Origin of the sequence: Brevibacillus fortis (assembly GCF_046196545.1) — a bacterium.
GTDB lineage: Bacteria > Bacillota > Bacilli > Brevibacillales > Brevibacillaceae > Brevibacillus > Brevibacillus fortis_A.
On record NZ_CP176370.1, the window covers coordinates 3,699,957 to 3,716,156 of the forward strand.

At 47.5% G+C, this 16,200-nt stretch carries 13 protein-coding genes; all 13 read right to left on the reverse strand.

What is annotated here, in order from left to right:
- Nucleotides 1–74: 74 nt before the first annotated feature.
- Complete coding sequence (locus ACKKE8_RS18195) at nt 75–4,379, reverse strand: PolC-type DNA polymerase III (RefSeq protein WP_409174301.1); 4,305 nt, start codon at nt 4,377–4,379, stop codon at nt 75–77.
- Nucleotides 4,380–4,495: 116 nt separating this feature from the next.
- Nucleotides 4,496–6,241, reverse strand: coding sequence for a proline--tRNA ligase (locus ACKKE8_RS18200; RefSeq protein WP_409179155.1), 1,746 nt, complete (start codon nt 6,239–6,241; stop codon nt 4,496–4,498).
- Nucleotides 6,242–6,284: 43 nt separating this feature from the next.
- Nucleotides 6,285–7,367, reverse strand: coding sequence for a flavodoxin-dependent (E)-4-hydroxy-3-methylbut-2-enyl-diphosphate synthase (gene ispG / locus ACKKE8_RS18205; protein WP_007719240.1), 1,083 nt, complete (start codon nt 7,365–7,367; stop codon nt 6,285–6,287).
- Nucleotides 7,368–7,422: 55 nt separating this feature from the next.
- Nucleotides 7,423–8,688, reverse strand: coding sequence for an RIP metalloprotease RseP (gene rseP, locus ACKKE8_RS18210; protein ID WP_409174302.1), 1,266 nt, complete (start codon nt 8,686–8,688; stop codon nt 7,423–7,425).
- Between the two features lie 43 nt (nt 8,689–8,731).
- Nucleotides 8,732–9,880, reverse strand: coding sequence for a 1-deoxy-D-xylulose-5-phosphate reductoisomerase (locus ACKKE8_RS18215; protein ID WP_409174303.1), 1,149 nt, complete (start codon nt 9,878–9,880; stop codon nt 8,732–8,734).
- A 40-nt stretch (nt 9,881–9,920) separates the two neighbouring features.
- Nucleotides 9,921–10,706: a phosphatidate cytidylyltransferase gene (locus ACKKE8_RS18220; protein WP_409174304.1), complete on the reverse strand. Its 786-nt coding sequence runs from the start codon at nt 10,704–10,706 to the stop codon at nt 9,921–9,923.
- 17 nt (nt 10,707–10,723) lie between these two features.
- Nucleotides 10,724–11,494 carry an isoprenyl transferase gene (locus ACKKE8_RS18225; protein ID WP_409174305.1) on the reverse strand — a complete coding sequence of 257 codons (771 nt, stop codon included), beginning with the start codon at nt 11,492–11,494 and terminating at the stop codon, nt 10,724–10,726.
- 66 nt (nt 11,495–11,560) lie between these two features.
- Nucleotides 11,561–12,118: a ribosome recycling factor gene (gene frr, locus ACKKE8_RS18230; RefSeq protein WP_409174306.1), complete on the reverse strand. Its 558-nt coding sequence runs from the start codon at nt 12,116–12,118 to the stop codon at nt 11,561–11,563.
- Between the two features lie 2 nt (nt 12,119–12,120).
- Nucleotides 12,121–12,843 (reverse strand): UMP kinase, encoded by a 723-nt coding sequence (gene pyrH / locus ACKKE8_RS18235; protein ID WP_007719254.1) that lies wholly within the window; start codon nt 12,841–12,843, stop codon nt 12,121–12,123.
- 159 nt (nt 12,844–13,002) lie between these two features.
- Nucleotides 13,003–13,890, reverse strand: coding sequence for a translation elongation factor Ts (gene tsf / locus ACKKE8_RS18240; RefSeq protein ID WP_409174307.1), 888 nt, complete (start codon nt 13,888–13,890; stop codon nt 13,003–13,005).
- Between the two features lie 139 nt (nt 13,891–14,029).
- Complete coding sequence (gene rpsB / locus ACKKE8_RS18245; RefSeq protein WP_409174308.1) at nt 14,030–14,740, reverse strand: 30S ribosomal protein S2; 711 nt, start codon at nt 14,738–14,740, stop codon at nt 14,030–14,032.
- A gap of 246 nt (nt 14,741–14,986) precedes the next feature.
- Nucleotides 14,987–15,682: a DNA polymerase III subunit gamma/tau gene (locus ACKKE8_RS18250; RefSeq protein WP_409174309.1), complete on the reverse strand. Its 696-nt coding sequence runs from the start codon at nt 15,680–15,682 to the stop codon at nt 14,987–14,989.
- The gene (locus tag ACKKE8_RS18255) at nt 15,657–16,181 is read right to left on the reverse strand and encodes a DUF6115 domain-containing protein (RefSeq protein ID WP_409174310.1); all 525 of its coding nucleotides are present in this window, start codon (nt 16,179–16,181) and stop codon (nt 15,657–15,659) included. Before ACKKE8_RS18255 ends, ACKKE8_RS18250 begins: the two co-directional genes overlap by 26 nt.
- Nucleotides 16,182–16,200 lie beyond the last annotated feature (19 nt).

The window sequence follows — 16,200 nt, forward strand, 5'->3', positions numbered from 1 at the left end:
ATTTCCAAAAAAATTATAGCATAACAGCCCTCCGCTGACAACCTTTGGATGACTGTGAGCCTTGACTGCACGCCTTAGAACAAGGATAGCTGGTTGGATTCTGGCAATCCTTTCAAAGCACCTTGCTCGTCTAAGAACTCCAAAATGGTCTTGGATATGCGGGATCGGGATAGGAGGTCTTCCTTGGACAAAAACTCTCCTTGCTCTCTCGCCTGCACGATACTGATCGCTGCGTTCGTCCCTAAGCCAGGTAGGGCGTTGAATGGAGCGATCAGAGTGTCACCCTCGATCAGGAAGCGCGTTGCGTCCGATTTGTACAAATCAACGTTGGTAAAACGGAAGCCGCGTTCTACCATCTCCAGCGCCATCTCCAAGACAGTCAGCAATGCCTTTTCTTTTGGCTGTGCATCGTGTCCCTTACCCTCGATCTCTTCAATCTTTTGCTTGATTGCCGCTGAGCCTTTGACCATCAGCGGAATATCAAAGTCGTCTGCGCGAACAGTGAAATACGTCGCGTAAAACTCCAATGGACGATGAACCTTGAAGTATGCGATCCGCACTGCCATCATGACATAAGCGGTCGCGTGCGCTTTTGGGAACATGTACTTGATCCGCTGGCACGACTGAATATACCATTCTGGCACGTTATTATTGCGCATTTCTTCCTGATCGTCCTCAGGAACCCCTTTACCCTTACGCACGGACTCCATGATCTTAAAGGCACGAGATGGCTCTAGCCCTTTATAGATCAAATACACCATGATATCGTCACGACAACCAATTACGTCTGGCAGCTTGCAAGTGCCGTTACGGATCAAGTCCTGAGCGTTATTCAACCAAACGTCCGTACCGTGAGAGAGTCCAGAAATCTGAACAAGCTCCGCAAACGTAGTCGGTTTCGTGTCTTCTAGCATCTGACGAACGAATTTGGTTCCAAACTCCGGGATACCAAGGGTCCCCATGTTCGTACCGATTTGTTCTGGTGTGACTCCCAGCGCTTCGGTGGTACTGAAGATGGACATCGTCTTTTTATCATCCAGTGGAATCGTCTTCGGGTCCATTCCCGTCAAGTCTTGCAACATACGAATAACGGTCGGATCATCGTGTCCCAGGATATCGAGTTTCAGCAAGTTATCATGAATGGAGTGGAAGTCGAAATGGGTTGTGCGCCATTCTGATTCATTATCATCAGCCGGGAACTGAATTGGACAAAAGTCTTCAATCTCCATGTAGTCAGGTACTACGATAATACCGCCTGGATGCTGTCCTGTCGTCCTTTTTACGCCTGTGCAGCCGTTGACGATCCTGGATATCTCCGCATTGCGCAACGTCATGCCTCGTTCATCGGCATACTTTCGCACGTAGCCATACGCTGTTTTTTCCGCAACGGTACCAATCGTTCCTGCACGATAAACGTAATCCGCTCCGAACAGCTCTTGTGTGTACTTATGTGCACGTGGCTGATAATCACCAGAGAAGTTCAAGTCAATATCCGGTACTTTATCTCCTTTAAAGCCGAGGAACGTCTCGAACGGGATGTCCTGCCCATCCTTGGCATACATCGTTCCGCATTCTGTGCACGCTTTATCCTCCAAGTCAAACCCAGAGGCGATTGAACCATCTGTAATAAACTCGCTGTGCTTGCAATTTGGACAGCGATAGTGAGGAGGTAATGGGTTTACCTCTGTAATCTCAGACATCGTCGCAACAAAAGACGAGCCTACAGACCCACGTGAACCTACCAGGTAACCATCATTCAACGATTTCGTTACCAAACGCTGCGAAATCAAATAAATCACACCGAAGCCGTGCTTGATGATACTGTTCAATTCTTTTTCCAAGCGATGCTCGACCAATTCGGGCAATGGGTCACCATACAACGACCTTGCTTTGTCATAGCACATTTGACGAAGCTCATCGTCCGCCCCTTCAATGATCGGCGTGTACAGCTTGTCTGGAATCGGACTAATATCCTCAATCATATCTGCTATGGCATTCGTGTTTGTTACCACAATTTCTTTTGCGGTCTCTTCCCCCAAAAAGGAGAACGCCTCTAGCATCTCTTCCGTTGTATGAAAGTAAAGCGGCGGCTGATTGCCTGCGGTTGGATCTCCTTTTGACAATAAGAAAACATCGCGGAAGATTTCATCTTGGGGATTCAGGAAGTGCACATCCCCTGTAGCAACGACCAGCTTGCCGAGCTCTTTTCCCATTTCGACGATCTTTTCATGGTAGCCTTTCATCGTCTCCAGCGAAGGAATTTCTTCATTTCGCAACAGTGGTGAATAATGAGCGATCGGCTGTAATTCTAAATAGTCGTAAAAAGCAGCAACTTCCCTCAACTCTTCAGGTGACTTACCGCGGAGAATTGATTGCATGAGTTCCCCGTCTTTACACGCCGTACCAATGAGCAAGCCTTCGCGGTATTTGGTCAGCTGGCTTCGCTGAATTCGTGGCCAACGGAAGAATGTTTCCACATGCGAGCGACTTACAAGCTTGTACAGGTTTTTGAGGCCTTCTTTATTTTGCACGAGAATCGTCACATGGAATGGACGCCCACTCTTGTAATCCGCCTCTTCGTTGCTTTTTTCATTCAGTTCAGCAAGCGACTTGATTTCCGCTTCTTTTATGTCCTTCAGCATTTGCTGGAACACTTGAGCCAAGGCCACAGTATCGTCTAACGCACGGTGAGCATTGATGAGCTCGACATTGAACTTTTTCGCTAATGATCCCAAACGATAATTGCGCATTCCTTTGTACATCAAACGAGCCAAGGGCAGCGTATCTAAAAATGGATTGCTCCATGGTTCCATGCCAATCCGTTTGGCGCAGGCGTTAATAAACGCTTTATCAAACTCTGCATTATGCGCAACCAGGATGGCGTCACCAGTAAAATCTTTGAACTTGCGGAGTACCACATCGAGTGTCTCTTGCCCGCGGAGCATTTCGTTGGTAATCCCCGTAATCTCGGTTGTCTTTGGCCCAATTTCCAATTGCGGGTCGATCAGCTCGGTCCATTGGTCGACAATTTCTGAGCCTTTCATTTTGACAGCAGCGATCTCGATGATTGTATGCTCTGAGGCGTTTAACCCCGTCGTCTCCGTATCAAACACGACGTATTCGGTATTTTCATCAATGGCAAGATTATTGTCTGCTTGCAGGTTGTAAACAATATCGATACCATCCTCGACTACGTATGCTTCCATACCGAGAATGCATTTGATGTTGTTCTTTTTGGCGATGGAATACGCCTCTGGAAAAGCCTGCACGACACCATGGTCAGTGACCGCAATTGCTTTATGACCCCACTTTGCTGCCGTCGAGACCAGTGATTTTACAGATGCAACAGCATCCAGCGCACTCATAGGCGTATGGCAGTGGAGCTCAACACGTTTTTCTTCCGCGTGGTCCTTGCGAATGACCTGCTCAATCTGGTTCAAATCATTGGCATTCATCACCAGATCGCGTACAAATGTGTCATGCTGTACACTACCCCGCACTTTCACCCACATGCCGTCTTTCAGCAATTCAAGCATTTTCACGTCTTCTTTATCGCGGGAGAACATCTTCACCGTGAGAGAATCCGTATAATCTGAAACGTTAAACGTGAGCAAATGGCGTCCACTGCGAAGCTCTTTGACTTCTACGTTAAATACAGTTCCTTGGATGACGATACGGCGTTCCTCATCTTGAATCTCGCAGATCGGGATCGGCGCATCTTTGATTTCATAGCCCATCATGAGCGTAGTGACAGCCTCAGCTTTATCAGACGATTTGCTCTCCTGTTGAACAGCCGTCATCACAACTTCGACGAGAGCTCGCTCTTCCTCTTTCCGTTGCTCCTCAAAGGCCTTATACGCATCATCGCTTTCTTCCCCATGGAAAGTAAAGCGCATCGAGCAATCGGTAGCTTTCTGGAAAGCAGCCAAAAGCTCATTATCCGCTCGTTTACGCTTGGCAACCTCAACGGACATCTCCGTTGGCAAGTACACCTTGACTTCCTGTTGGTCGACTTGCTTACGCGCTTGACGCATCGTAACTGCCAAGGAGTTCAGAGTTGGCTCCATCCCTGCCAGCAAGACATCCCAATACTCTTCGACTACGTGATCGAGAGACGGCTTTTGGTGATAGCGAAATCGGGTATCTACTTTGGCTAGATGTGAAAATGTATGCGTCAATCGCTTGGTAAAAGCTGCATAAACATCCGCAGGTATCATTCTTGGGAGGGCAAAGTGAAAAACCCATTCTTTGTTTTGCTTATACAGCTCTAACTTTTCAATCTGAGCATCAAGAAAAAATCGCTCCACCCATTCGTCAGGAACTTCCATTTGCTTGACCAATAGGGAGAAGCGATGTTTTTGCTCTTGTAAACGGTCCACGGTTTTCCCACCTTCCCTATAAGTGAGCGTTCAAACAAGAAAAAGAGGCACTCCCCGTTAATCTAGGGGAGTACCCCGTAAAAATTCGACAAAATCCTTCTTATTCCTGCATGAAACTAGTTACCGAACAAGGCAGCTCCAGTTTGGTCAACACGAGATAAGAGACCTTTCACTTCATCGACCAATTGATCCAGCTTCACATCATGTGTTTCACCGTTTTTGCGGATACGCACTTCAACTGTTCCTTCTTGTGCCGCTTTATCGGAAACCGTAATACGCAGAGGCAATCCAATCAAATCGGCATCTTTAAACTTCACACCAGCACGCTCAGGACGATCGTCAAACAAAACTTCTACGCCAGCCTTGCGCAATGCTTCTGTAATTTGTTCACTAACTTGACGTTGCTCTTCTACTTTAACATTGACCGGGATCACATGCACATGGAAAGGGGCAACAGATACTGGCCAAATGATACCATTTTCATCATTGTTCTGCTCGATCACTGCCGCAATTGTACGAGATACACCGATTCCGTAGCAACCCATGATCATTGGTTGACTGCGACCGTTCTCATCCAGGTACGTAGCACCCATCGCTATGGAGTATTTCGTGCCCAGCTTGAATACGTGACCAACTTCTACACCACGTGCAAACTTGATAACACCACCTGTACGAGGGCACTCGTCGCCTTCAGTAATGTTGCGCAAGTCAGCGTACTGGGAAACCGTGAAATCACGGCCAGCAACTACGTGAGTCAGATGATAGTCTGTTTCATTGGCGCCGACGACACCATCATAAACATCTTGAACAAAATTGTCCGCAATGATTTCCACTTTTTCAGGATCAATGCCGACCGGGCCAACAAAACCTGCAGGCGCCCCTGTTACCGAAACGATATCTGCTTCAGAAGCCAGTCCTACGATTGTTGCATCAAACAAATTTTTCAGCTTCACTTCATTGATCTCATGATCACCGCGCACCAACACCATAACCAGCTTGTCGTCTACGCGATAAATGAGGCTCTTGATGATTTGCTTTGCTTCGATCTGCAGTGCTTGTACCAATTGGTCGATCGTTTTGGTGCCAGGCGTATGCAATTTTTCGCAAGCTGGCGCTTCTGTTGCTGGCTTTGCAGATGGCTTGTACACGACTTCTGCCTTTTCCAAGTTGGCCGCATAATCGCCTTCTTCAGAATAAGCAATCGTGTCTTCCCCAATGTCGCACAACGCCATGAATTCGTACGTGCCTTTTCCGCCGATAGCACCTGCATCCGCTTCTACTGCACGGAAGTTCAAGCCTACACGGGTAAAGATGTTCGTATACGCATCATACATAGCCTGGAAGTTGCGATCCAGACCTTCCTGTGACGTATCGAAAGAGTAAGCATCCTTCATAATGAACTCACGGCAACGAATCAAACCGAAGCGTGGACGCACTTCATCACGGAACTTGGTTTGAATTTGATAAAGGTTGATCGGGAGTTTTTTGTAAGAGTTAATCTCATCACGCACGAGACTCGTAATGACTTCTTCGTGGGTTGGACCCAAGGCAAAAGGACGATCATGACGGTCACGCAGGCGAACGAGCTCGGGACCGTATACATCCCAACGACCCGTTTGATGCCACAGCTCAGCTGGTTGCATCGCTGGCATCAACAGCTCTTGTCCCCCAGCATTGTTCATTTCTTCACGCACAATCGCTTGGATTTTGTGCAGGGAACGGAGCGCCAGGGGCAGGTACGTATAAATACCGGAAGCCAATTGGCGGGCCATACCAGCGCGAAGCAGCAGCTTGTGGCTGGCAATCTCCGCGTCGGATGGCACTTCCCGCAGGGTAGGGATCAACATTTGACTTTGCTTCAACACGTGCGTGTCCTCCTTATGCCTTATCAGCAATCAACGTGCATTACCCTACAGTTGTAGGTTTTTGCTCGTTTACAATTTCATTAATTTCTTTCATCAGCTCTTCAAACAACTCGGTTTCTTTTACTTTCCGAACAATTTCACCATTACGGAAAATCAAGCCCTCGCCATTTCCGCCGGCAACGCCTACGTCTGCTTCACGAGCTTCACCAGGACCATTTACCGCACAACCCATTACCGCTACTTTTAACGGTACTTTCAGCGTCGAAATGGCATCCTCGACTTTTGTTGCCAAGCCGATCAGGTCAATGGCGCATCGACCGCAAGATGGGCATGCAATAACCACTGGATCGTTATTCACGATATCCAAGCTGCGAAGGATTTGTTTCGCTACTTTAATTTCTTCAACGGGATCAGCCGTCAGAGATACGCGGATGGTGTCACCGATTCCCATCGACAATACTGTTCCGATTCCAACTGAAGACTTAATGCTACCAGAAAACTGTGTGCCTGCTTCTGTTACACCGACGTGCAGCGGATAGTTGCGTTTCTGCGCCATCAACGAATAGGTTTGGATCATTGTTGGAACATCGGAAGACTTCAAGGAAATGACGATGTTGTCGTAGTTCAAGTCTTCCAGAATTTGCACGTGGTCGATCGCACTTTCTACGATTGCTTCCGGAGAAGGGTAACCATATTTTTCCAAAAGTCTTCTCTCAACAGAACCGGAGTTGACCCCGATGCGAATCGGAACATTGCGTTCACGGCACGCTTCCACTACGCGTTGCGTTTTTTCTTTAGAGCCGATGTTTCCTGGGTTGATACGAATTTTATCAATTCCGCTCTCCAGCGCAATCAATGCCAGCTTGTGGTCGAAATGAATGTCGGCAACGAGTGGCAACGGGGAGCGTTCTTTAATTTTTTTGATGGCACGGGCTGCATCTTCATTGATGACGGCCAAGCGAACAATTTGGCAACCGACATCGTGTAGTCTCTGAATCTCAGCCAGAGTTTTCTCTACATCACGCGTGTCTGCTGTCGTCATCGACTGGATGACTACGCTTTTTTGGCCCCCGATTTGCACTCCACCTACAAAAACCGGTTTCGTCTCCTCGCGCTTGAACATTTTGCACCATCCTTTTAGGTATGTCTGTTTTTCTTTCTATCGTGTTAGTACGTGATTAGGAGAACAATCGTTGCAGATCATTCCAAGTCACTACCAAAATCAGCAACATCAAAAAGGCAAAGCCCAAGAAATGAACCATTCCTTCTTTATGCGGGTCAACAGGTCGACCACGCAGCGCCTCTACTCCCAAGAATGCGAGACGTCCGCCATCCAAAGCTGGCAACGGCAACAAATTGAACAATCCAAGGTTAATGCTCAGTACAGCAGCCCATTTCAACAGAATCGCCATACCTTGTTGCGCAACCTCTCCAGTCATCTTGAAAATACCGACTGGACCACTCAAATCCTTCAATCCGTATTCCCCAGTTACGAGCATTCCCAAGCTTTTCAGGATCATCACCGTAAAATCGTAAGTGTTGGTTGCACCGGATTTCAGAACTTCCCCTGGAGCAAACGTGAGTGCATTCGTTACCATAATTTTGCCCACGTTGTTTTCGTCTTTCCCTACTTTAACTGGCACAGTCATACGCTGGCCATTGCGCTCGTACTCAAATGTTAATTGTTGATCCGGTGCTTTGCTAATCTTCTCTACAACGTCTTTCCACGAGGATACAGGCTGACCTTGAATCGCGATCACCTTATCACCTGGCAATAATCCAGCTTGAGCAGCAGGTCCTCCCGGGATCACATTCCCCAGATAGCTGCCATTCGGTACGCCGTACAAGAAGCCGATCACGATAAACAAAACAAACGCCAGCAAAAAGTTGGCTGCAGGTCCTGCAAAAATCGCCCAAAAACGTTGTGAAACCGTCTTACCTTTGAACTGTCTGTTCAGAGGGGCAATCTGTACTTCTTGTCCATCCTTGACCAGTTGAGCCTGTGGATGAACAGCAAACATCTTTTGCTCTCCATCCAGTTCAAGCATGATATTTAAATTTTGCTCCAGATCAAATTGTACCACCGTACCGGTAATCGCACGAGCAGAACCAGAACTTGGCCCATCGAGCAAAATATGTGTGACCTTTCCTAACGCATCCCGCTCCACGGTTACTTCCATGTGCGGTTTCAACATATCCATCTCCGGGTCTTCCCCCGCCATGCGAACGAGACCACCGATGGGTAACAGGCGTAAGGTGTATTCCGTTTCTCCCCGCTTCACGCGAAAAATTTTTGGCCCCATTCCCAGTGCAAATTCACGACATAAGATTCCTGCCTTCTTGGCCAGAAGGAAGTGTCCTAGTTCGTGCACAAAGACAAGTACCCCAAATACAACTACAATCGCGAGAATTGATTCAACGGAATCCAAGTTAGGCAAAGGCAAGTGAACAGCCACCTTTCTGTCAAGTATCTAACACTCATATTCTTTAGATGGAAACGAGCGCATAAGAGCGTGCCCACTCATCAGCGGCAAATATATCTGCAAGCTCTGGACTCGCTACACCAGGGTGAGCTTCGCATGTTTTTCGGACGACCTTTTCGATGTCCAAGAAACTGATCGCTCCCTTCAAGAACCTATCAACTGCAACCTCATTAGCTGCATTCAGTACTGCAGTATGCGTACCACCTGCCATGCCGCACTCATACGCTAATTTTAACAGAGGATAACGCTCATAATCCATGGCTGCAAAATGAAGCGTCGCGATCTTGACCAAATCAAGAGGTTCCGTAGGCAGTTCTTTTCTGATGGGATAGCTCATGGCGTACTGAATCGGAACCTTCATATCCGGCGTACCGAGTTGGGCCATGACCGCTCTGTCTTTGTATTCTACCATAGAGTGTATGATACTTTCATAATGCAATACGCATTCGATTTGCTCATAAGGTAAATCGAACAGCCAATGAGCCTCGATCACTTCAAAGCCTTTGTTCATCATAGTAGCAGAATCGATGGTAATTTTTGCACCCATGCTCCAATTCGGATGAGCCAATGCCTGCTCTACTGTCACTTGCTGTAGATCCTCGCGAGAGAGGTGACGGAAGGAACCGCCTGAAGCGGTCAAAATGATCCGTGCCACATCTTCCTTGCGCTCTCCTTGCAGACATTGGTAGACAGCTGAATGCTCGCTGTCTACTGGAATAATCGATACGCCTTTTTCTTTCGCTCGTTTCATGACGACAGGGCCAGCGCTCACCAGTGTCTCTTTGTTGGCCAGTCCAATTGTTTTGCCCGCCTCAATCGCAGCGAGTGTAGGTGCGACCCCTACACTGCCGACAACAGCGGTCATAACGAAATTGGCAGCTTCATGACGGGCAACCAGTTCCAAGCCTTCCGCCCCGTAAACGATTTCTGGTTGAGACTTGCCCGCCAATTTATCTCGCAGTTCAACGGCAGCCTTCTCATTTCCCACAGAAACGAGCTCGGGCTTGAATTTTTCCACCTGACGTGTCAATAGATCAACGTTTGTTCCAGCAGCCATAGCCACCACCGAAAAATCCTCAGGATGCTGATCTACGACTTCAAGCGTGCTCGTTCCAACTGACCCCGTTGAACCTAAGAGCGCTATTTTTTTCACGGATTTCACCCTCTATATCTCTTTCTATATGCAAAAGGTTTTAGACAATACCTAATAGATGTAGAACCGGAAAGACGAGCAAAAAACTATCAAAGCGATCCAAAACGCCCCCGTGACCCGGAATGAGCTGTCCTGAATCTTTTACATGGAAATGTCTCTTGAAAGCCGACTCAACCAAATCCCCCAATTGCCCCACGATCCCCGCAACAAGTGCGATGGTCAAAGCCTGATCAATCGCAAAATGTCCAAAGCTTGCATTGATGGAAAGAACAATCAAGACAGAAGCGACAAGACCTCCTAAGGCCCCTTCCACCGTCTTGTTTGGACTTATTTCTGGCCAAAGTTTACGCTTACCTATTGCTTTTCCGACAAAATAGGCACCCGAATCAGTGGACCAGATTCCCATAATGACCATGACCGTCAGTATAAATCCTTCAGGTAGGTTTCGGGTAGCGGCCATATAAGTAAAACCGTAGCCTATGTATAACGCCCCCACCAACGTAAGGGCGACGTGTTCAATGTGAAACTGATTTTTCCGTAAAACGGAGTAAATCAACAAGAGCAGGATGACGGGCAGCATCAGATCCGGCATGCTGATACTGAGCCAATCCGAAAATAATAGAGACGGCCACAAAATGCTTAACATCAATACATATCCGAGCAATCCTGCCAAATAAAATGACTGAATGCCAGCCATTCTCATAAATTCAAAATAGCCAATGACAGCCAGTAAAAACACCAATAGTGAGTACCAAACTCCACCAGCATACATCAATAATAGAAAACCAGCCCCACCAATCAGGCCTGTTATTATACGTTGCTTCAACTGATTCCACCTCTCGGCTATACCGCCCCGTAGCGACGAGCTCGGCCTTGGTATTCCACGATTGCTTGATAAAAATGTTCACGGGTAAAATCAGGCCATAGCACTTCCGTAAACCATAATTCTGTATATGCTAATTGCCACAGCATAAAGTTACTCAAGCGAATCTCTCCACTTGTGCGAATCAAGAGGTCTGGATCGGGAATTTCGCTTGTATACAGGTAGCTTGATATCAATTCCTCAGTCAGTTGCTCTGGTTGAAGCTCACCTGCTTTTACTTGTGCTGCCATCATTGAAAATGCTTTTGCAAGTTCATCTCGCCCCCCGTAATTAAGGGCAAAATTCAATTGAAGACCGCTATTGTCCTTCGTTTTCTCTTCTGCTTCCAGCAATGCTTTCAGCGTATGAGAAGGCAGCTCGTTTTTACTGCCGAGCATACGTATGCGGACACCACGTTCTATTAATTCATCCAATTCTGTCGACAAAAATTCCTGCGGAAGTTTCATGAGAAAATCCACTTCATCGCGTGGACGCTTCCAGTTTTCGGTTGAGAATGCGTACATCGTCATATAACGAACGCCAATCTCGTCTGCAGCCTTGACGACTTCTTTTACTGCTTTCATTCCTGCACGGTGCCCGGCAACCCGGGGTAAACTGCGCTTGTTGGCCCAGCGACCGTTGCCATCCATAATAATCGCGACATGTTCCGGAATCTTACCGGAACGATCCAACTCGGCTGGCTCCGATTGCTTTTGTTTGCGGCCCCATTTGCGCGCCAGATGTTCTAACATAAAGTGTTCCCCCGTAATGAGAGATATAGACGTACATCCCCCTCAAACGAGGGGGATTACCATTACCTATACTTCCAAAATGTCTTTCTCTTTGTCCTTAACGATCTTGTCAACTTCGGCGATGAATTTATCCGTCGCTTTTTGTATAGTTTCTTGATGACGACGGGAATCGTCCTCAGAAATGGTAGCAGCCTTTTCCAGCTTTTTGATTTCATCGTTTGCATCACGACGGATGTTACGAATCGCTACCTTTGCTTCTTCTCCACCTTTTCCTGCCAGCTTCACGAGCTCTTTACGACGCTCTTCTGTGAGTGGAGGAATGATCAGGCGGATAATCACGCCATCGTTGGATGGGGAAATTCCTAAATCCGATTGTTGCAGCGCACGGTCAATTTCTTTGAGCGCCGTTTTATCCCAAGGCTGGATAGTCAGCATACGTGGTTCTGGTACACTGATGTTTGCCAATTGGCTAATCGGCGTTGGAGTGCCGTAGTAGTCTACTGTAACACGATCCAGCATCGCTGGGTTCGCACGACCTGCACGCAGGCTGGACAGATCTCTTTTCAAAGCATTGATCGCTTTATTCATGCGATCTTCCATGTCTTTTAGCACAGTTTGTGGCATAATTATTCCCCTTTCACTAGAGTACCGATTTTGTCGCCCATTACTGCCCGACGAATATTGCCTTCTTCAGAAATGTTAAAGACGATCAACGGAATACTGTTATCCATGCACAAGCTGGACGCTGTTGAATCCATGACACCCAAACCTTTATTCAGCACTTCCAGGAATGTCAACTGGTCGTACTTCTTCGCGTTCGGGTCAAGGCTTGGGTCTGCAGAGTACACACCGTCAACCTTGTTTTTCGCCATCAGGATTACTTCAGCTTCAATCTCAGCTGCACGCAGAGCAGCAGTCGTATCCGTTGAAAAGTAAGGGTTACCAGTACCGGCAGCAAAGATGACCACGCGCATTTTTTCCAAATGACGAATGGCACGACGGCGTATGTATGGTTCTGCTACCTGTCTCATCTCAATCGAGGTTTGAACACGAGTCGGGACGTTCACTTTTTCTAACCCATCCTGCAAGGCGAGTGAGTTCATAATTGTGGCCAGCATCCCCATGTAATCGGCTGTTGCCCGATCCATTCCTTTAGAGCTGCCGGAAAGTCCGCGCCAGATGTTACCTCCTCCGACGACTACTGCGACTTGTACACCCAATTCTACGATTTCCTTGATCTGGTTAGCGACGGAGAAAATAACCTTTGGGTCAATACCATACCCTAAGTCCCCCGCCAAAGCTTCCCCACTCAACTTTAACACAACCCGTTTATAGGCAGGAAGTGGCATGTGAAACGGCCTCCATTCATGAATCATTCTCTGTGCCCAGTCTTCATTCCTTCTAATTGGGAACAGGTACACACTGCTATTTACATGCAGAGAGTTTCACACAAAGTGAAACTCTCGCTTTGAAAATAGGGAACACGAAGGTGTTCCCTATAACCTTTATTATTGCTTATTAACTTGAGCCATTACTTCAGCTGCGAAGTCTTCTTGTTTCTTCTCGATACCTTCGCCTACTTGGAAGCGAGCGAATTCTTTCAAGGTAGCGCCTGCTTCTTTCAACAGAACAGCTACTTTCTTGTCAGTATCTTTTACGAATGGTTGCTCAACCAGTACGTATTCTTCGAAGAATTTGGAGAGGCGGCCTTCTACCATTTTCTCAACGATGTTAGCAGGTTTGCCTTCAGCCAGCGCTTGGTTTTTCAGAACTTCACGCTCGCGCTCGATCTCATCAGCGGAAACTTCATCACGGTTAGCAAAACGAGGGTTAGACGCCGCAGCGTGCATGCCCAGGTCGCGAGCCAGTGTTTCGTCTTGTGTACCTTCCAAAGTAACCAGAACGCCAATACGACCACCCATGTGCAGGTAAGCACCGAAAGCGCCGTTGTCCGTTTTCTCGGAGAGTGCAAAACGACGGAAGGAGATGTTTTCTCCGATAGTCGCGATTTTCTCGTTGATTACATGACCCAAAGTCTCGCCAGCACCTTTGAAAGGTTGCTCCAGAGCTTCTTCAACAGAAGCAGGACGTTGGGATACAACGTGCTCAGCGATGTCTTTCACAAGTGTTTGGAACTCAGGGTTTTTACCAACGAAGTCAGTTTCGCAGTTTACTTCTACTACTGCTGCAACGTTTCCAGCTACCGCTGTCGCAGTCAAACCTTCAGCTGCAATACGTCCGGATTTTTTCGCTGCTTTCGCTACACCGCGCTCACGGAGCAAGTCAATTGCTTTTTCCATGTCGCCTGCTGTTTCTTCCAACGCGCGTTTGCAATCCATCATACCTGCGCCTGTACGCTCGCGCAGTTCTTTAACCGCTTGTGCACTAATTGCCATTGAGTGAAACCTCCTCGGAAAGTTACGATCCTATTATAGTCGAAAAGCAAGCCGCCTGCTAACACCTCGGCGACGCTAATCAGCAAAAAAGGATGGACGGGGGTTCTGACACCCTCAGTCCACCCTTTAACACACATGCTTACGCAGTTGTTGTTGCTTGTTGCTCTGTACCTTGGTTTCCTTCTTGCAGAGCGTCTGCCATTTTAGCAGTGAGCAATTTCACAGCGCGAATTGCGTCATCGTTACCTGGGATCACATAATCGATCTCATCTGGATCGCAGTTAGTATCTACGATTGCAACGATTGGGATACCCAATTTGCGAGCTTCTGCTACAGCGATGCGCTCTTTACGAGGATCGATGATGAACAGAGCGTCAGGCAGTTTATCCATGTGAGCGATACCGCCCAAGAATTTTTCCAGACGATCCATTTCTTTGCGCAGAACGATAACTTCTTTCTTAGGCAATACTTCGAAAGTACCATCGTTTTCCATACGCTTCAGCTCAGCCAAGCGAGAAGTGCGTTTTTTGATGGTAGTGAAGTTTGTCAGAGTACCACCCAACCAACGTTGGTTGATGAAGTAGTGACCTGTGCGTTCTGCTTCTTCTTTAACGGATTCTTGTGCTTGTTTCTTCGTACCAACGAAGAGAATTTTTCCGCCGTCTTGAGCGAGATCACGTACGAAGTTGTACGCTTCCTCTACTTTTTTAACGGTTTTTTGCAGGTCGATAATGTAGATTCCGTTACGTTCGGTGAAGATATAGCGAGCCATTTTCGGGTTCCAACGACGAGTTTGGTGACCGAAGTGTACACCAGCCTCGAGCAATTGTTTCATCGAAATTACTGCCATATTTCACACCTCCTTCAAAAATGGTTTTTGTGATGCCTACCTCCGCCACACCGCATGTTCCAAGCAATTCTGCCATAGGCAGCACCGTTGCCGGAATTGGTGGACGTGCGATTTCAACACCGTAAATGAATATATCATATGGGTGTTTCAATTGCAACAAACGAATTCCATTTATTTCGTAAAAAAAGTTTTGACCCTTCTTGGCAGACGACAAATGTACACATTTAGTCTCATTGAAAAAACCGCCTATTTTTTAGGCGGCGTTGTTATCAACTTGACGATGTCTGCTTCCTTAGCGTCGGTTGACACTTCATAAGTACCCACACGAATACGATTTAGCTTGTCGCTCGCACGTAGCTGCGACACAAATTGATTGTCGGCAGGAAGGATTCCTTCCTTTACTAGAATCTGCGAAACATCCTCTGCAGTTGCTTTGTAAGGAACAGTGAAAGATACCTTCTTATCTGCTACAGGTGCTTCTACTGTCGGAGCTTTAGGTGCCACCGTATTGGGTGGCGTTGGTGTCTGCGTATTCGGTCCAGTTGGAGCAGTCTGGCCGTCCTTACTCACTGGATTCGTTGGCGGAATCACCTTTTGCTCTGATGAAGCTGCAGATGTGGCAGGCTGTACAGTTGGCGTTTGCGGTTGCTTTGTCACAGGCGCCACGGTTTGACCTACCTTTGGCGTAACTGGCGCCTTAGGGACTCCAGGAGCTGGCTGTACGTTCACTTTTCTTTCTTCCTGCCACTGTTTGTATTCTTCTGCTGTAAGTACGACCATTTCCAGCTCTTGTGCAGCTACTTTCATTTGATCGACAGTCATGGCTGGGGCTTGCGCAGTTTGCTTAGGCGCTAACAGTCCGATAATGGAGGTAGCCACAATCAGTCCTGCTCCAAATCCAAATAATAGCTCTTGTTTACGCATCGGCAAGACCTCGCTCATGCCTGTCAGCCAAGGAAAAGATCAAATCGATTTCCCCTCTGCCGGCACCGAGTCGTTTTGCGATCTCATCCCGAGACAAACCTTCTTTACTCAGCTCAAAGGCACGGCGATAACGTTCTCGCAGTGCCAGCATATCCACCTCTTGAACTTGAGGTGCTGGTTCTATCCTATTCGTATCCTTTGGAGCTTCTTGCTTCTGACTTTCACTCTTGTGCCATCGTTCTTCCATAACGTCTAATCGCTTGCGCAAACTAGCGATATCCTCGAGAAGATCCGCTCTCATTTCCTGCCATTCCGCAGCAAGAAGATTGGTTTCTTGCTTTACCTGTTTTTGAAGACGCTGCACGCTTTTTTCGAGCTCGTCCTTGTCCGTCGTGCGTTGTGTCGGTATTGAGGAAAAGGAGTCAACAGGCTGCTTCTTTTTAATGACAAAAGCAAGAAGCATACTGATCATTCCTGCTCCAATCAGGATGGGATACACTACGTCCATGTTGTCCACCTTTATTTCTGGCTTGACT

Bases quoted from the DNA above. Each gene is read 5' to 3' on its own strand.
- ispG (WP_007719240.1), bottom strand. From the start codon at position 7,367: ATGTTCAAGCGCGAGGAGACGAAACCGGTTTTTGTAGGTGGAGTGCAA.
- ACKKE8_RS18225 (WP_409174305.1), bottom strand. From the start codon at position 11,494: ATGTTAGAACATCTGGCGCGCAAATGGGGCCGCAAACAAAAGCAATCG.
- frr (WP_409174306.1), bottom strand. From the start codon at position 12,118: ATGCCACAAACTGTGCTAAAAGACATGGAAGATCGCATGAATAAAGCG.
- pyrH (WP_007719254.1), bottom strand. From the start codon at position 12,843: ATGCCACTTCCTGCCTATAAACGGGTTGTGTTAAAGTTGAGTGGGGAA.
- tsf (WP_409174307.1), bottom strand. From the start codon at position 13,890: ATGGCAATTAGTGCACAAGCGGTTAAAGAACTGCGCGAGCGTACAGGC.
- rpsB (WP_409174308.1), bottom strand. From the start codon at position 14,740: ATGGCAGTAATTTCGATGAAACAATTGCTCGAGGCTGGTGTACACTTC.
- ACKKE8_RS18250 (WP_409174309.1), bottom strand. From the start codon at position 15,682: ATGAGCGAGGTCTTGCCGATGCGTAAACAAGAGCTATTATTTGGATTT.